This window comes from Endozoicomonas atrinae, assembly GCF_001647025.1.
In the GTDB taxonomy this organism is placed as follows: Bacteria; Pseudomonadota; Gammaproteobacteria; order Pseudomonadales; family Endozoicomonadaceae; genus Endozoicomonas; species Endozoicomonas atrinae.
The window spans coordinates 1-17,694 of record NZ_LUKQ02000016.1 but is presented as its reverse complement, the minus strand read 5'-3'; the positions used below and the strand labels follow the sequence as shown (position 1 = coordinate 17,694).

Below are 17,694 nucleotides of genomic sequence, written 5' to 3'. Positions count from 1 at the left end.
GTGGTTTTTAGATAGCTAAAAAATTCTGCTATGCCTTTCCAGGGCAGGCGGATGCCTTTGACAAAGAGGCTCTTAAGGATTTTCGGAGATCAAATCATGTACGCAGTTATCAGAACTGGTGGTAAGCAGTACCGCGTTACCGAAGGAGAAATCCTGAAGGTAGAAAAACTGAGCAACGCCGCTGGCGAAAGCCTGGAAATCAACGACGTTCTGCTGATCGCCAATGGCGAAGAGCTGAAAGTTGGTGCTCCAGTGGTTGAAGGTGCCAAGGTTACTGCTGAAGTTGTCAGCCACGGCCGTGGTCCAAAAATCAAGATCATCAAGTTCAAGCGTCGTAAGCATCACCGCAAGCAGATGGGCCATCGTCAGTGGTTCACTGAGCTGAAGATCACCGGAATTGCCGGTTAATTATTGCTGATGGATCCGGTTTTCGGATCTGTTTAAGACTTCTAAGGACGGTCTCTGGTGTGGTAGCCGGCGACAGGTCCGGGATAAAAGGAGAGCAAGATGGCTCACAAAAAAGCTGGCGGTAGTACCCGCAACGGTCGCGATTCAGAAAGTAAACGCCTTGGTGTCAAGATCTTTGGTGGTCAGGCTATCCAGGCAGGTGCCATCATCGTTCGTCAGCGTGGTACCAAGTTCCACGCTGGTGCTAACGTAGGTATCGGTAAGGACCACACCCTGTTCGCCAAGACCGACGGTAAAGTCGTGTTTGAAGTGAAAGGTCCTAAAAAGCGCAAGTATGTCAGCGTAGCTGCTGCATAATGGCGTTTGGGTTGTCAGTGATTATCTGATGATTACTGACGACTCGCCCAGAAAGCCCCGCTGTCGCGGGGCTTTTGTGTATCTAAGAGCCTGTTTGTGCCTTAAAAGAGTATTGGCAGGCTCTGAAATTGTTATACCAGACAGTGCCTACAGGTAAGCTCTGAAACCGCTTATTGTTCAGGGTTTATCTGCAGGCATTGGCAGATGACTGGTTACGCTGCAATTATTGTTGCAGGAGAGTTGCGCAATGAAGTTTGTAGATGAAGCGACAATCACGGTTCAGGCGGGTAAAGGTGGTAATGGCTGCCTGAGCTTTCGCCGTGAAAAATTTATTGAAAAAGGCGGTCCGGACGGTGGCGATGGCGGTGATGGTGGCAGCATCTATGTGATTGCTGACAACGACCTGAACACCCTTGTGGATTACCGCTACCAGAAACACTACCAGGCGCAGAATGGTGAGCCGGGTCGTGGTCGTAACTGTACCGGTGCCAAAGGTGCGGATATCGAATTGAAAGTACCGGTGGGTACTACGGTTGTGGATAACGAGACCGAAGAAGTTATCTGTGACCTGACTCATGTGGGTGAACGGGTCAAGGTCGCTCAGGGTGGCTTTCATGGCCTGGGTAATACCCGCTACAAATCCAGTGTGAACCGTGCGCCGAGACAGACCAGTCCGGGGTCTGAAGGGGAACGTCGGGATCTTCGCCTTGAGCTTAAGGTGATTGCTGACGTCGGTCTTCTGGGTATGCCTAACGCGGGTAAATCAACATTTATTCGTGCCGTATCCCAGGCTCGCCCGAAGGTTGCTGATTATCCATTTACCACCCTCGTTCCAAATCTGGGTGTGGTGGCAGTGGATCGTCATCGTGGGTTTGTTATTGCCGACATTCCCGGTCTGATCGAGGGCGCTGCTGAAGGTGCTGGTCTCGGTATTCGCTTCCTCAAGCATCTGGCTCGCTGTCGCATCCTGCTGCATCTTGTTGATGTGGCACCTTATGATGATACCGATCCGGCTGAGTCGGCCAAGGCGATCATTCATGAGCTGGAACAGTTCAGTGAAACACTGGCTCACCGGGATCGCTGGCTGGTACTGAATAAAGTGGATTTGCTGCCGGATGATCAGCGTGAAGCCGTTTGCCAGCATATTATCAATGAGCTGAACTGGACTGGACCCGTTTACCAGACATCAGCAATTTCCGGTCTTGGTACCGAGATTCTTTGCCAGAACATCATGACCTTCATCGAAGAACGTGCTCTGGAACAAAGTGAAGATGAAGAACTGGCCAGACACGAAGAAGAGCAGCTGAGCAAGATGGAATCTGAGGCTCGTATGCGCATGCGGGAGCTGGCCGAAGAGCGCCGCGCTCGCCGTGCTGCGAAAAAAGCGGCTGATAACGATGACGACGATGATGACGACGATCATGATGTCGAGGTGTTCTACGTATGAGTGAGCGCAATCGGTTACGGACAGCCCGGCGCTGGGTAATCAAAATTGGCAGTGCGCTGTTAACCAATGAAGGTCAGGGGCTTGATCTTGATCGAATGGACGCCTGGGTGACCCAGATGTGTCAGCTGCGTGATCAGGGAGCGGAGGTTGTGCTGGTCTCTTCCGGTGCGGTTGCTGCAGGAATGGAGAAGCTGGGCTGGATGGAGCGGCCAACGGCGCTTCATCAGCTGCAGGCGGCAGCGGCGGTTGGTCAGGCTCGCCTGGTGCAAGCCTGGGAAGTTGGTTTTCAGAAATACGGTGTGCAACCTGCACAGGTGTTGTTGACCCACGATGACCACAGTAATCGCAGGCGTTATCTGAATGCTCGAAGCACCCTGAAAACCCTGCTGGAAATGGGTGTGGTGCCGGTCATCAATGAAAATGACACCGTTGTTACCGACGAACTCCGTTTTGGTGATAACGATACGCTGGCAGCATTGGTTGCTAACCAGGTTGAGGCAGACGTTCTTGTGATTCTGACGGATCAGGATGGCCTGTTTACCGCCGACCCAAGAACCAATCCTGATGCGAAGCTTATTCATGAAGTGCGTGCCCGGGATGAGTCACTGGACGCCATGGCGGGTGGTGGCAGCGGCCGCCTGGGGCGTGGGGGTATGCAAACCAAACTGCGCGCATCCCGGCAGGCGGCGGCGTCAGGTGCCGCTACGGTGATTGTGGGCGGTCGTGCGGACAATGTGATTACCCGGGTTTTTGAGGGTGAAGAGCTGGGTACTTTGTTACTTCCGGATCAGGAGCCGATGGCGGCACGCAAACAGTGGCTGCAGGGACATCTGAAAACCGCGGGTGAGCTGATATTGGATGCAGGCGCTGTTCGAGTACTGAAAGAGCAGGGCAAGAGCCTGTTGCCCGTGGGGGTAAAAGCGCTGAAAGGCAGCTTCCAGCGTGGTGAGATGGTTACCTGTCTGGATGAAAATGGTAATGAAGTCGCCCGTGGGCTGATCAATTACGGTGCCAGCGAAGCTGAGCGTATTATTGGCAAGCCCAGTCATCAGATCAAGGCACTGTTGGGTTATCAGCGTGAACCTGAGTTGCTGCACCGGGATAATATGGTTTTTGCTTCTTAAGCTGATAGGCATAAAAAAAAACCGGCAAAAGCCGGTTTTTTTTTATGTTTCCTGACAACACAGAGTGGTTGTCAGACTCAGGAAGACTTAGGCAGTAGCCAGAGCCTTGATCTGAGCGTTCAGGCGGCTCTTATGACGAGCAGCCTTGTTCTTGTGGATGATGCCCTTGTCGGCCATGCGGTCGATCACAGGTACAGCTGCAGTGAAGGCAGCTTTAGCAGCTTCAACGTCTTTAGTGTCGATAGCCTTGATTACCTTCTTGATAGAAGTACGAACCATGGAACGCAGGCTGGCGTTGTGCTGACGACGGTTTTCAGCTTGACGAGCGCGCTTGCGAGCAGAAGGAGAGTTAGCCATTTTGGTGCTCCTGGAAAATCAATTTCGTTCGGGTTGTCTCAGGGCGGCTTTGGGGCACCCTGCATGGAATAGGTTGTTTGCCGCAGTTACTGTCAATGCCCCGGGTAAGACATTGCCAGCCCATATCCCACTTTAATTTAGCTCAGAGCTGTATCCAGCTCAGGGCTATTTAGCCGCCGAACTATGCCGACTTAGGCCGGTCTTGTCAATACGGCATACTGCCTGCAGGGCTTTGAATCTGCCGGACTGTGGCGTTTTCCGGTAGCCTGGGAGGTGGTGCTTTTTATGGGTAAATACAACGACTTTCAGAATAAATGTGGCAATCGCTATTACCTTGGATATGATGGAGCGTTTATTCTTATGCTTTTTAATGCAATTGCAACATGAGTGATTCCGATAACAGTCCGCCATCCAATCAGCCCGAACCGAAAAAGTCTGGATTGCTGAAATCCAGCCTGGTGGTGGGGATAATGACCATGCTCTCTCGAGTACTCGGTCTGGCCAGGGATGTGGTGGTTGCTGGCTATTTTGGCTCTACAGCCTCCGCCGATGCTTTTTTTGTGGCCTTTAAAATCCCGAATTTTCTCCGCCGCCTGTTTGCCGAAGGGGCGTTTTCACAGGCCTTTGTGCCTGTACTGTCGGAATATCGTTCCCAGAGAAGCTTTGGCGATGTCCGTGAACTGGTCAGCCGCGTAAGTGGAACCCTGGCAGGGACGTTGTTCCTGGTAACGGTTGTGGGTGTTCTGGCAGCTCCTATACTGATCCGGCTATTTGCGCCGGGCTTTATCAATGAACCTGAAAAGCTGGCGCTTGCCGGTGACATGCTGCGGATTACTTTTCCCTACCTGTTGTTGATTTCCCTGACGGCACTGGCAGGCTCAATCCTGAATACCTATGGCCGGTTTGCGGTACCGGCATTCACTCCAGTACTGCTCAACCTGAGTTTGATTGGCTCAACGCTTCTGCTAACGCCTTATTTTGATGAGCCGGTCATGGCGCTGGCCTGGGGGGTGGCGATAGCGGGTATTTCGCAGCTGCTGTTGCAGATTCCATTCCTATTGCAGATTCGTCTTTTGCCCATGCCCAAATGGGGGCCTCAGCATGAGGGCAGTCGAAGAATCATGAAACTGATGGTGCCAGCGTTGTTTGGAGTTTCTGTCAGTCAGATCAACCTGCTACTGGATACCGTGCTGGCCTCTTTCCTGCAAACTGGCAGCGTTTCCTGGCTTTATTACTCTGATCGATTATCCGAGCTGCCTTTGGGAGTGTTTGGTATCGCTATTGCCACGGTGATTTTGCCCAGCCTCTCCACTCGACATGCTGAAGCGGATGGTACGCACTTCTCCAGAACGCTGGACTGGGCAATTCGGCTGGTATTGCTGATAGGCATACCGGCGGCTGTTGCGCTCTTTATACTGGCTGGGCCATTAATCGCGACCCTGTTTGATTATGGTGAGATGACCGACCGTGATGTGTTGATGTCAGCCATGAGTCTGAAAGCCTATTCCCTGGGTTTGATTGCTTTCATGCTGATCAAGGTGCTGGCACCTGGTTATTTTGCCCGGCAGGACACTAAAACACCTGTAAAAATTGCCATTAAGGCGATGGTGGCCAATATGGTGTTTAACCTGATTCTGGTATTCCCGCTTCAGCATGCGGGCCTGGCGCTGGCGACAACGATGTCTGCCTTCCTGAATGCCGGTTTGCTTTATCGTGGTTTGAAACAGTCTGAGGTTTATCAGCCTGCAAAAGGTTGGCTGCTTTATTTTGCACGGCTGTCAGCTGCGAACCTGGCCATGGCCGCAACACTGATCTGGCTATCGGCAGATATCGAGAAATGGCTGGCCTGGTCTCTATGGGAGCGGGCATCCCAGACCGGCCTGCTGGTTCTATCCGGGATAGTGGTTTACCTTATTGTGCTATTGAGCAGTGGTGTCAGGCCAAGGCACTTCAGGCATTAAATATTTTTTTGTGAATGTGCTCTAGCCGTATATAGCGACTAGAGTTTGCATTGATATTGCACTGATGATATGAATTTTGAATATCCATACTATGATGGAGTGATTTTAATAGACCTTTTCATTGTGGATGTCAGCCATTACCGTAGGTGGTGTGCTTAGTGGTTGTAGCTTCTGTCGCTCTTCCCGAGAAAGACTTCAGTCCCTTGTCTATTAGTATGAATCTGACCATTAATTCAGTCGTCTCCGTTGTTACTAAGCTACCAACGGATTGATTATACTTTTGATACTCTTCCTTATTATCTTCCATTCTTTTCAGAGCCGCCATCGCATCCTCATAGGATGGATCTTGTGGATGTGAATGTGCACCTCTTCTGAAACTGTTTGGCCCATAAAGCCGCAGCTCCTCGAAGAGTTTCCTTTTGAGGTCGGGCAGTTCATGGGTGATGATCGGGAGATTTAGCGGCTCTTTAAATTCATGTGTCAGCAACAGCATGGCATCTCTACACATTTCAAAGTGTGAAATTAGCTCTTCAAGGGCTAGTTCTCCCTGGAAGATAAAGCCAGGTTCTTCCATAGCCTGAAGAAGATCCAGTCCGGGTTTTACCGCCAGTTGAAAAAGTGATAGAGCGTTTTCAAGAGTTCTTCTGGCACTTTCCAGTTGCTCTACGGTTGTCTCCATTGATAGACGCAGGAACTTTTTAGGGGAGAGTTCACTGGGGGAAAAATAGTTGGCAAGCCATTCACTGGACTGTTTTCTATTTACGAACTCTTCTTTTGGCCTGGATAAGGCAGAAGTGAGTTTTTCATGGGTGTTTGTTGCAGCAGTCATGGCTGTACTGGTCATGGCTATTCTTTGACGGCTAGCATGAAAGCATTGAAAGGCCATTTCTGTATATAGAAATAGTCTGTCACTATCAAAACTGAGTTCTCCATCCATGTGTTTTGCAACTTCTGCCCGAAGCATTTCAAAGTCTTTTGAAAAATCCATTTCTCGACAGAAGTTTGCGACTTTGTCGACGAACAGGCAGGTAGATATTTCTGTTTTCTGTTCTTGTGGTATTTCACTATTTGGCTCCGGGGTTTCCTCCACGCTGGTGGCAGTTCTTGATGTTCTGGCTGGCTGCTCTTTGTGGGGTTTGGGTATTTGTTTAGATCTTTTTTTATTTAATTCATCTATTTTCTCAGCCCAGCGATCAGCATCTTTTTCAAATTGTCGAATTGATTCATCCTCATCAATTTTTTTCTTAAGCGTTTCTTTTTTCAGTCGAATAGAATCTTCGATCATAGGAAGTAGTTCAGGAGGAAGGGACTGTTCTTCTGCTTTATGTTTCTTCAACGCCATCGAAGGCCATTGGAGGTAAGTGGTTTTCTCGCCTTGGCCTGGCTGCCAACCGGCTATTGTTGCTAATAACCGGTTCAGTATTGGGTGCCATGCTTCTACGGATTCCATGACTTTTTTTGATGTGGTGACGTCTGTGTTCCAATGGCAACGCCTTTGTGTATTGTCTATCATGCAGCGGGTAAAACCCGATAGATGATTGATAAATTCTTGATGATTTCCCCTTTCAGCCATTGTATTTCTTGGGCTGAAAAGTGGTAATGCTGATATCGCATGTAATGTGGCAAGGTAATATGGGGTCAAATCAGTTCTTTTGCAGCAGTATTTCAATACTTCAACTACCTCTCTTTGTAGTTTTCTCGTTAAGAACTTTCCTGCTCTGATCAGCTTGTCTTCAGGGGTGAGTGGTTTCCCTTTTTTGGCTTGAAGCTTTTTTCTTAGTTTCTCTTTTTGCTGTTCCTGCCTTGAAGAGTCACTGGATTGGACTGATGCAGATAGCGCTTGCCCTTTTATCGTACCTAGCATGACTGATGATAATTGTTCTATGGCGGTTTCATGACTGAGCAGGGTTAATAAGCCCCTGACCAGCTCTAAGTATGAGGCATTTGTTTTATCAGAAAATCGTCTGCTTTCTGTAATATGCTCAAGAAGGTAACCAATAATCGATATAAATTGAGATATATTTTCCAATGATGGCTCATGTTGACAGTACAGTAAGGCTGTTAATGCCATGTGAGAAATGAACTTGCTATGAAGTAATACCTCGCTTTCTCTGTCAGAATCTGACTGCTTTCCAGCAGACTGGCTTATCAATGCTTTCGCCTTTACTTGGAATGTTTCTTCAAGAATAGAAAATATGCCCATAATGCAGGCTATCTGATTATTTGTAAGCTCCGTTAAAGCTTCTGCTCCAAATACATCTCTAACCTCTTTGTTTTTTCTGCCAGCGCTGACTAGTGACTGGGTGGAAGAGAAAGGAATGCAATAGCCCGGCAAAAACTGCGCTGAAAGTGGCATATTATGACTTGGCGTGTAGGGTAAAAATGGGGAGATACACAGTAAAATGAAATAATCAGGGCTTGAAGCTCCGCCATATACTGCCATCCGTTTACCCTGTGCAGGTTTCACCACTCCAGTGAACTCACTCTGGCTTGCTTTCAGCTCCTTATACTCTCTGCTCCGATCCATATATTTTGCGATACTGGCAAGAATTTGCTGTCGTTCAGCGTACTTGGGAATGCTGGAGTTGTAATGCAGATTATTATTATCTTGAACTTGTACCAGATAGTCATTTGAGCTTCTACCTCTGGGCAATTGGTGTGAATACAAATGCTGTAGATAGAGGATATTCATATCGGGATCCATATCCACTTTCTGCCTGTGCTTGCTTATAGCAGGTAGTGCTCCAAGGTCTATATCAGGCACCCATAGCATCATTTTTTCCATTCGTTCAAGACTGCCTGTCTCTGGTTGGGATTTACTGCTATGGCGTGAAACCGGGGGGCTTGGGGCAAGAGCACTTGTTGAACTTTCCTGGTGTTCTACCTGATGTTGAGGTGCTGAGGAGCGCATAGGGTCGGTTTCAGGTTCCGCTTTGGGGGAGGTTGTAGTGGGGAAAAGTTCTTCAGGTAGTGGTGCCAGTATTTCTGGTGTGCTTGGTGGCTCTGTCTCCGTTGAGTTCGCCTGATTCTCTGGTTGCTTCTCGTTCAGGCTTGTATGCTGATCGGTGACTTTTTCAGATTCTTCTTGATATTCTGGTTCCCCCTCTCCAATTGTGCAGCTCTGATTGTCAGGCTGCCTCAATAACGGGTGCTGCTTATCTTCCGGTGACTTTTCCTGCTTGGTTTCACTATGCTGGGATTCGCTTATGGTTAAACCCTCAATAATATTTTCTCTGCCTACAGGGTTTTCACTTTCTTCTTTACTTGTTCCTCCTTGGGATTGTGGCTCAACTGTTATTGCTGACATTTTTGATGAACTAAGACTCCTGGGCGTTTGGCTTGCCTCAGGTTTTGGCAACACTTCTGAAGGCTTGTGTGAGGACTTCCTGGCGGGTTGTTTACCGGTACTGCGGACTGTTTTCAGATGTTTGTAATACTCTTCTCTTTTTGGACGCAGGGCTGGTTCCAGTTGTGGGGGAATTAACGCCATGGGAGAGGTAAACGAGGACTGTTTAGTGTTACAGGCAGGAGGTTTCAGCTGATTTACAGACTGGTATGGAGGTACAACTGCCTGGGGTAAAACGTTCGGAGCCTGCGTGTTGCTGTACGCAGATATATGAACTGTTGTCGTATGTTTAATCGGGGCTGTGTTATTGCCTGTCGTTGAAAAGCTGAGAGGCGGTATTTCAGGGTTGTAGGCTGGGGGGGCGCACGAATGGTGTTGAGTAACAAGGGGTGTCTGATTACTCATGTTTACTATTTCTGGCTGTTGTTCTACTGCGTTTGGGGGAGAAAAGTATGTTTCTGATTGAGAGCCCTGAGGGGGAATATGAATTGGGTTTAGCTGCTGAATATAAACGGTGTTTCCGTAAAACTCTGGATTGTAAACTGTAGCCTGTGCCGTGAAGACTTGAGGCGGCATGGGTTGCATTTGCCCTGCAGGTGGTTGAAAGCTGTACACCATTTGAGATTGCTCTATTCCAGTTGTGCTTGTCGAACTCTGTATGGGGAGATACTCGACATAGTAGCCACAGCTTGTTTCCACCGTGACAGGAACAGCTTGAGGTTTCGGGGCGTTGCTAACAGGTTGTGGGATCTGTATCTGCTGATAGCAGTTTTCAGGGTTTTCATATTCAGGGGGGGGAATAATTACCGCAGGGTGAAGAGGTATGGGAACCGGGTATGACAGGCTATTTCCCTGGGCCAATGGCTGCTGGCATGAGTGGTTTGTTTCATGATGCTCTATCATTCTGCTTTGTAATGCATTGTTCATGGGCGGGCCTGCAACGTATTGTGGTATCGGAGCCCTGAACTGTTGGGAAGGTACTACTACTGTGGATTGCTGATGTGGGATGCTTTGTAGTTGCGTGAAAGGTTGTTGGGATCTCTGTGGGGGAGCAACGTTCTGCAACACTCGGTTGTCCATTATTTCAATCCTTTACCTTGTCTCGTTGTATAAGAGTTTTGGGAGAAGTGAGAGGTTAGATTGTAGATGGCGTATTGCTCTGGTCAGTGTTATTTTTTTTGGGATTTTTTACCCACTTTATGCTTTTTATACGGCAGTTGTTTTTATCTTCTGCCAGGGTTATCACTTTTTGCTGATATTCAGTTGCTGTAAGCTACTCTCTCATCCCAAAGCTGTAGGCATTAGTCAGTGCTTTTGTTGTCGTTAATATGATTACTTCATTTTAACCAGCCACACAATTTGAGGTGTAGGCTGGTAAAGCGTAAACAAAGGCAGGTATTTTAAATATTATCTCTTCCAGTTTGAGCTGCATGCTCGGCGTTTAGTCTCTCAAATAGGTGGGTAAAACCTCTCTCAAGTTGCTTGGGGTTTACCTTGGCTTGTCTGGTTTCTTCGGCCAGCTTTGTATTGGACGCGTCATAGTCTACTTTTTGCTGTTCGAACAGTTTAAGGGTTTCCAGGTGGGCATCTCTTTCGGGATTTTCTACTGGTGGGCGATGTGAGAAAAAGCTGCCAGACCCATAGAGTCGCAAACACTTGAAGAGTTCTTTTCTGAGCGAAGGTAATTCGCAGGATAGAATTGGCTGTTCAAGGGCTTTCTGAAACTGTTGCAAAGGGGCCATTGCATCCCGGCTCATTTCTGTGTGGGTGATAAGCTCTTCCAGTGTTAGTTCTCCAGTAATCTCTGCGCCCTGTTCCAGCGCTTCCAGCAAACGGTAAGCCGCTTGCATCCCTTCCTGAAAAAGTACAAGGGAGCAATTGATGTAGGCCCTGGCTTTTTCAACCTCAGAAAGTTTGGTTCGGCTGGAAAGCATTGCCAGGTTTTTCAAAGAGATTTCGTTATGTGGGAAATTCGTTCGTATAAAGCCGGTTGCTTGAGATTTGCTATCAATAGGTTCAGGAGGGTTTGTAATAACCGTTGAGAGATTCTCATGGAGCTTTTTAACTGCTTCCATAGCGGTGCTGGCTGTTGCTACAAAAGATGCTTGAGGGTGAAACCCTTGAAAAGCCAGATCAGTTAAAGCCCAAAAGTGATGAGCAGGGTGGGTAAGCTGCTCTCCTAATGTGCTCTGTACCTGCTGGATGATTACATGTGGCGGCTTTAAAAAGTCCAGTTGCTCATAAATGCCAGCGACCCCTTTAACCAGTAGTGACGGTGGTTGTGATATTGGCTCGTGGGGAGAGGCTGGGGTCTGATCTGATGCTTTCTGGTCCTTTGATTCTGGTTTTGATGGGCCTTTTGTTTTGCGAACCTGTTGCTGGGAAGCCTTAGGGCTTTTTTTCTTTTCTATTTCTTCAATACTCCTAACCAGTTTTGCTATTTCACAGTTTAGCGTTATTGATAAAACTTGATCCTGCTTTTTATACTCTTTTATTTCCTTTTCAATCTGACTGATCAGGTTGGATACTGTTTGCAAACTGGCAGCTGACTCATCACTTAACCCTTGCTGGGCGCTTTTTACTTCCAATGCTTTACCTGCTTGAGAGTCCTTTTCTTTTTTTACTTGGCCTGTGGTTGGTAATGATGACATTTGTAAACAGCGGACATTTTTTTTCAGGTGATGTAGCCAATCTTTTTCCAGAGAATCGATTAAGCCACGTCTGATATTATCAGCAGTACAGTCTTGTCTGTTTTCTTTTAAGCTGTCGATGAGCCATTGAGTAAATTGTGCTAAATGATGGAGGTATCTTTCTAAAAGAGCAGGCTCTTGAGGCTGTGATTGTGTAGAAAAGATACCTGCTTTAATGGTGGCTCTTAACGTTGCTAGATAATAAGTGCTGTTTTCGCTTTCATGGGTGAAGTCCAGTGCCAGGATCAGCTGTTTTTGTAGTCTGCTGATAGAGGGAGTTCTTTCCTCATCCGGTAATGTTGCAGTTGCCCCTCTTTTACTGGATACCCTGCTGGGGGGAACTGCCGCCTGTGGTTCATTGTCTATCAGAGGCATACCTTTCTGAACAAAAGTATTGTGACTGATCAAGGTATTCAGGCCTCTCAGTAGCTCTAAGTACTCATGACAGTTTGGATTGGTAGTCTCCATATGTGTTAGGAAATGAGAAACGACAGAAGTTAGCCTAACTTTACAATCGTTTGAAGGGTCATGCTGGAAATAAAGCAGGCTGGTTAGCCCCATATGCGTTAGAAATTTACAGTGCCATAATGCATGCTTGCGCTCAGAGTGTTGGTACGATGAGGTGTCTACCTTCTCAGGATATGTAGTTGCCATCATCTCTACCAGTGTATTGATTTTGCTTAGCTGCCCTTCGCTTGTGCAGCCTGCTGGTAATGCGCATCCTGCCAACTTCTCCAGCTGCGCTTTTAAAGTCTCTTCTTTTAAGGCTATATCCATTGTTGAGTCTTTTGTTGAAAATGGAATAAGGTATGGCTCCATAAGGTCTCCCTTAAGGGTTACATCAAATGTCTCGCAATGAGGCAAAAAAGGCATGATTCCAAAGTAAATGTGGTGTTTAGGGCTACTCATTACATCGTATAGCCGGATATGCTGCTGTCTAATTCCCTTAAGTAGAGTTGCTCCCTGATTAAAACCCCTGACAGCCTGCTGAAACGGTCGGGTGTTTTCAAAGCCACGGGACAGGCTTTTCAGCATAGTTTGTCGATCTTCATAACCGGGCACGGATCGGTTTTCAAATAAATCAATGTTATTTTTCAAGGTCTGTACGGCTATGTTCTGCTTACCAATCATTGATTGGTGGGTTTCTGCAGTATTTCTCAGTCTGAACTCTGCTTTTCTTTGCCTGACTCTTGTTGGTAGAAATCTCTCAGGAATATTTTTCATATAAATTATTGCCATGTCCTCATCCATTTTCCCTTGCGTTGGTGAGCAGTTTGATCTTGATAAAAGGTGGATTGAGGGAGGCCAGCCTCTTTCTTGTATGGTATCTGTAGAGCTGAACTCAGGATTTGTATGACTGGTCTCTTGAACTTTGATTCTAACGGCACCAGTGGAAGGGGCTGACGCTGGGGTTACCGTGACAGCCATGCTGCTGAGCTTGCAGCTATCATTTGATTTAAGAGCGCTACTATCTGTGCTGTCATCTGCTCCCTCTGGTTCGTATCTGTAAGAAATCTCTGCCTGCCTGGCTATTGTCTTTTGCTTTTCCTTTATGGAAAGAGGTGGTGCTTTTGAATGTTGATTCTCTCCCGCAGTTTGAACTATGGAGGCAACAGGTAGCTGTATGTCAGAACTCACCGAATGATGTGCACTCATGACAGGTTGTTGAGATGTTGTCTCTTTTAGAGGCTGGCTCTTGGATGGAGCAGGAGCTTTGCTGTGGGTTTGATGCTCCTGAGATATGCTTTTTTGTGCATTACCCGAGGCTTTGGGAAGAGGAGGCTCTTTACTGGTTTTTTGCGTGGGTGTAGGTACGCTGCTTTTATGAAGACAGGTTGCACTTTCACCTTTTTTAGTGCCCTCGGTAAGTGCTGAATTATCCAGTATTATCGGTTCCTCGAGTAAATTAAGCCGAGTGCCAGGTTGAACTGAATCAGATTTAGGACGGTGTTCAAAAGCCCTGGAAGGGGGGCGTGTTTGTTGTGTGCTGGTGTTATGAAGCTTCTTCCCGCTCTTGTGGAATGCATCTCGTTGTGGTCGCAGGATAGGCTCCAATTGAGGTGGGGTGAACAATGGGGGTTGTGAAACAGGAGCTTGATTCGTGGATGGGGCTGGAAGCTTTTGCTGATTTCCGGGCTTTGATGTGTGTGGCATTGTTTGAGGCAGTTGGACTGGAATTTTCGCGCTGCTGTATGAATAGGTATTCGTGGTTGTCGTCTGCGTAATGGTAACGGTACTGCTGCCTGATGGCGGCAAGTCTCGAGCGGGTGGAGGGTTGAAAGTACGGGCATTCTTAGGGGCGGCCAGAGCTTCCATTTGATTTACCGACTTTGATGGCGGCGGCAAGGTTTGAGGTAGCTGGGCCGGAATATTAGATGAACAGGTATTAGTTGTTGTCACATATGAGTGACTACCTGGCAATGAGAAGTTTTGTGGAGGGATGTGTGAGGTATAAGAGGGAACTTGAGCTGTGTTTGTTTGATGCCCCATGGAAGCCTGGTAGCTAACTCCTATTGTCTCAGGCGGTTGCTCTAAAACTTGCTGACCGGTAAAACACTGCACCATTTGAATAGCTTGAGGAGGGTTGGCAACGGCGTTGCTAATTGGCCGAAGACCGTCTTGAGAAGGTATGTAATAGGTATAAGTGGGAACTTGAGCTGTGCTGTTTTGATTGCCTGTGACAGTCTGATAGTTAATGTTTCGTGGCGCAGATGATTGCTCTGAAACTTGCTGTCCAGTATAGCACTGCATCATTGGAATAGACTGGGGTGGGCCCACAGTTAACGGCTGTATATAGCTGGCATTTGCGTGGAGCTCTGGAGTGTAAACATAGGTTTGTGCTCCTAAGAATGGCGGGTTTGAGAGTTGAGGCTGCTCGATAGGGGGGGGGCAGATTGTTCCATCAACCGGGCTGTACTCTTGATGAGAGGGGGGAACGCCAATTGGCTGGGGAGGGTTTTGCGCGGGACAATACTCAATATAGTAACTATCACCTGTATACCTTGTTACCGGTATAAATTCAGTTGCCGGGCGGTTGCTCTGGGGTTGTAAAGCTTGATGTGTCTCTCCGGGAAGACAGGGGGGCGGTTGTTGATAATGGTTATTAACAGGGCTGGGTTCGGGGACAGGGGGATGAACAACTCCCGGATTGAGTTGTGTGGGAGCAGGATATGATGGGATATAACCTTGCATACTTGTCTGATGATAGGGGGGCTCTGGCAGTGGAACAACCATCCTGCTCTGTACAAAACTGTTTGCTGGCTGGTTTTCAGGTTGCGGCTGGTATGCTACCAAATGTTGCTGTGGAGGGACTTGAACCACAATTGGAACTGGTGCAGACATATTTTGCGGTAGTACCGGTGGAATAAGGTTTGATTGTGCCCCCTGCGAGGGCACGCAGCTATTCACCGTTGGGTTATTCATTGTTTCAATCCTTTACCTGATATAGTTGTATAAGAGTTTTGGTGAGAAATGGAAGGTTAGATTGTAGATGCTGATTTAATTGGTAGTGGTATATCTGCAGCTTCTCCGTTTGTTAATGCACTCAGTTAGATTTTATTCTCATGGATAATCAGCAGATTTGATGTTTTTAGATTTAACTGCTTTTCCTGTTAATCTTTTTTAATCTTTTTTAATCTTGGCTCTGAGGAGGAAGTTGCTGTTTCACCAGTTTGTACTCACTGATTAAATGAGGCAGGTCAGTTGTGCAAAATGCCCCAGGCTCATCATTATGGTTGTTAAATTGATTTCTATGCTTCGAGAACTCATCTTTCAATTGGAGTATTAACGCTCTTTCACGGAAAGCCGGAGTTCCTCGCTTGGGGGCTGAGGTTTGCCTGTGCAGTTCAAGTGCAGCGAATATATCGCTTCTATTATTCAGAGCTTTATTGACGGGAATTGTTGTTGATAAATCCCGTTTCAGGCGATCTGCTATTTCCAGTGTGGTTATGCTGGTGTCCAATAAAAAAATGACATCCTCCCTGGATGGTATGGCGCTTACACTACCGGTTGAATCGTGTGTGTCACCCTGTGGGGGCTCCCATGTAGTGTCTGTATCTATGTAGGGTGATATAACCTCAAGAGCATGTTTAAGAATAGTGGCAACTGAATTAATAGACTCTTTAGCCTGAGTGAGCTTTCCCAGCTGGATGGCTTCCAGAGTTTTAACGATGTTTTTGCTTTCCAGCTCTCCTTTTGGAAAGTAATAAGCCAGCCATTGAAGAGCCGTTGATCTGTCAGGACGTAATTCGGGTAAGTCTTTAATAGCCAGTTCTGTCTGCTTATGCAGAACCTGAATGTCTTTAATAGCTTTCACCAGTCTTGCCATCGTTTTATCCTGAGAGCGCAATAGATGAAGAGCTACTTCTGCATGCAGGCAAAAGCTTTGCGATGGAAGAGCTTTTCCATCCTCAAGCTCGGAGTGAATTAAAGCTAATATACATTCAGCAGGCTTTTGTTGGGGGATAGTTTCAAGAAATTCTGGCAGGCTTTTGGCAGGAGGGGACTCTGAAGCTTCTTGATGAACAGGCGGTTGGGGTATTTGCTCAACAGATGATTCACTGAACCTTTCTGAGGCTTTAACAGAATGTAGCTGAGTCGGGGGAGGGGGCCGTTTTACGTTTTTCATTGCGCCCTTGAGTTGACGGGAGTGAGGTATTTCCCCTATCTCAGCAGCAAGCCGGTCAATTTCAGCGTCTTCTTCAGCCCTGAGTTGTTGGCAGAGCTCTTCGGTTTTTTCTCTCAGAAGGTGCAGGCTTTCAGCAAGTTCGTCGACGTTTTCTTTAATAAAATGCCCTCTATTTTCTCTTTCTTTAATAGCCTGATAGGCTGCTGCCAGTTTAGCCTGAGTCTTCTCAGAGCTTTTCATCGTGAAAGTGCCGCCAGGCAGCTTATCGATATTGCAGGTCAACAGTGGAATCCAGACTTCCTGAAAGCTATTAAGCAGCTGTTGGCGCTTTGCAGGCTCTTCAGGGAATGCGCTTCCTGCGAGTTCATCCATTTTTGCAATAAGCCCAGATAGGTGCCTTGAAAATCTGGTGGGTTGCCCTGTGATATCATTGATAAACCTCACCGCATTAAAGACCCAGTCCGATTGTAGCTCTCTTAAACATCGGGGGCTATTGGGCAAAACAGGTTTGAGTTTGAGATTACTCGAATAACTTCAAGATACAGTTGCTGATAGTCAGGATCGTTGAATGTGGTATCAAGAGCATTCAGTAAAAGAGACTGGACGTTTCTTATTGTAATCAGGTATCTCATTGAACGCTCATCTTGAATAAACCGGGTTTTTGGAGATACAGACTGACACCATCGAGAGATAAGTTGGGGTATTCTCATATTGTCATGGTTTAACAAAGCTATTTGTGCTCGAACCATGTCAAGGTAAAGCGTTTCTTGAAATTCCTGCCTGGTGCTTGATAAATGGGCATCATGCATATGCGAATGAAGTGCTTCAGTCATGGCAATGTGGCAATTAATTATTGTCATGAAGTGATGGTTTCTGTCTTCCTGATAGATGGTGGTACCGCTCAAGTAGGTTAGTAAGCAAATTTGCAGAAGGTGGTTGGCAACGTTGACGTTGAGATGTAAATCATCAGCAGTTACTGTGCCAGGTGGAGCGTCTTGAGTATCTGACAGGTAGGATAAGAGCTTCATTGTGAAGGTATCTTTAAGCATCTGGAAGAGAGGCAAGTAATAACTGTATAAATACCTGTCGCTGTCGAAAAAATCGGATACATTGCATCTTTCAAGTTCCTGATTACCACCTAACCTAAGCTATCTTCTCGTCTAAACTTACGACACTGGTTTTCCTTGAATTAGGAGACGTGTCATGGCCAAAAACAAAATCCAGTTTCAGAAAGGCATGAGCCTTGTGGAGTTCTTTCAGCAATACGGACAGGAAGAGCAATGCCGAGATCAGTTTTTCAAATGGCGCTGGGCGAATGGTTTTGAATGCCCTCTGTGTTGTTGCCGGGAGTATTGCATCCTGAAAACCCGAGAGCTT

General features: G+C 47.1%; 11 protein-coding genes. 6 read left to right on the top strand and 5 right to left on the bottom strand.

Annotated elements, in window-relative coordinates; all coding sequences use genetic code 11:
• Window positions 1-96: 96 nt before the first annotated feature.
• The 4 genes from rplU (at window position 97) to proB (ending at window position 3,336) form a co-directional block, all read left to right on the top strand.
• Complete coding sequence (gene rplU / locus AK963_RS03860; RefSeq protein ID WP_066014159.1) at window positions 97-408, top strand: 50S ribosomal protein L21; 312 nt, start codon at window positions 97-99, stop codon at window positions 406-408.
• A gap of 99 nt (window positions 409-507) precedes the next feature.
• The gene (gene rpmA / locus AK963_RS03855) at window positions 508-765 is read left to right on the top strand and encodes a 50S ribosomal protein L27 (protein WP_066014158.1); all 258 of its coding nucleotides are present in this window, start codon (window positions 508-510) and stop codon (window positions 763-765) included.
• A gap of 247 nt (window positions 766-1,012) precedes the next feature.
• Window positions 1,013-2,212, top strand: coding sequence for an Obg family GTPase CgtA (gene cgtA, locus AK963_RS03850; RefSeq protein ID WP_066014157.1), 1,200 nt, complete (start codon window positions 1,013-1,015; stop codon window positions 2,210-2,212).
• Window positions 2,209-3,336: a glutamate 5-kinase gene (gene proB, locus AK963_RS03845; RefSeq protein WP_066014156.1), complete on the top strand. Its 1,128-nt coding sequence runs from the start codon at window positions 2,209-2,211 to the stop codon at window positions 3,334-3,336. The genes cgtA and proB overlap by 4 nt, the downstream gene beginning before the upstream one ends.
• An 87-nt stretch (window positions 3,337-3,423) precedes the next feature.
• Here proB and rpsT read toward each other — a convergent pair whose 3' ends face one another.
• Complete coding sequence (gene rpsT / locus AK963_RS03840; RefSeq protein ID WP_066014155.1) at window positions 3,424-3,693, bottom strand: 30S ribosomal protein S20; 270 nt, start codon at window positions 3,691-3,693, stop codon at window positions 3,424-3,426.
• Window positions 3,694-4,076: 383 nt separating this feature from the next.
• Here rpsT and murJ point away from each other — a divergent pair, with 383 nt between their 5' ends.
• Entirely contained in the window at window positions 4,077-5,654 is a 1,578-nt protein-coding gene (gene murJ / locus AK963_RS03835) for a murein biosynthesis integral membrane protein MurJ (protein WP_083232441.1), read from the top strand.
• A gap of 130 nt (window positions 5,655-5,784) precedes the next feature.
• Here murJ and AK963_RS03830 read toward each other — a convergent pair whose 3' ends face one another.
• The 4 genes from AK963_RS03830 to AK963_RS03810 form a co-directional block, all read right to left on the bottom strand.
• Window positions 5,785-9,927: a hypothetical protein gene (locus AK963_RS03830; protein ID WP_066014154.1), complete on the bottom strand. Its 4,143-nt coding sequence runs from the start codon at window positions 9,925-9,927 to the stop codon at window positions 5,785-5,787.
• A 473-nt stretch (window positions 9,928-10,400) separates the two neighbouring features.
• Complete coding sequence (locus tag AK963_RS35060) at window positions 10,401-15,113, bottom strand: hypothetical protein (protein WP_139117234.1); 4,713 nt, start codon at window positions 15,111-15,113, stop codon at window positions 10,401-10,403.
• Window positions 15,114-15,321: 208 nt separating this feature from the next.
• Entirely contained in the window at window positions 15,322-16,689 is a 1,368-nt protein-coding gene (locus AK963_RS03815) for a hypothetical protein (RefSeq protein WP_066014151.1), read from the bottom strand.
• Between the two features lie 104 nt (window positions 16,690-16,793).
• Window positions 16,794-17,345: a hypothetical protein gene (locus AK963_RS03810; protein WP_139117233.1), complete on the bottom strand. Its 552-nt coding sequence runs from the start codon at window positions 17,343-17,345 to the stop codon at window positions 16,794-16,796.
• 175 nt (window positions 17,346-17,520) lie between these two features.
• Here AK963_RS03810 and AK963_RS31195 point away from each other — a divergent pair.
• On the top strand, window positions 17,521-17,694 hold a 174-nt coding region (locus AK963_RS31195; RefSeq protein ID WP_139117232.1), incomplete at its 3' end, for a transposase.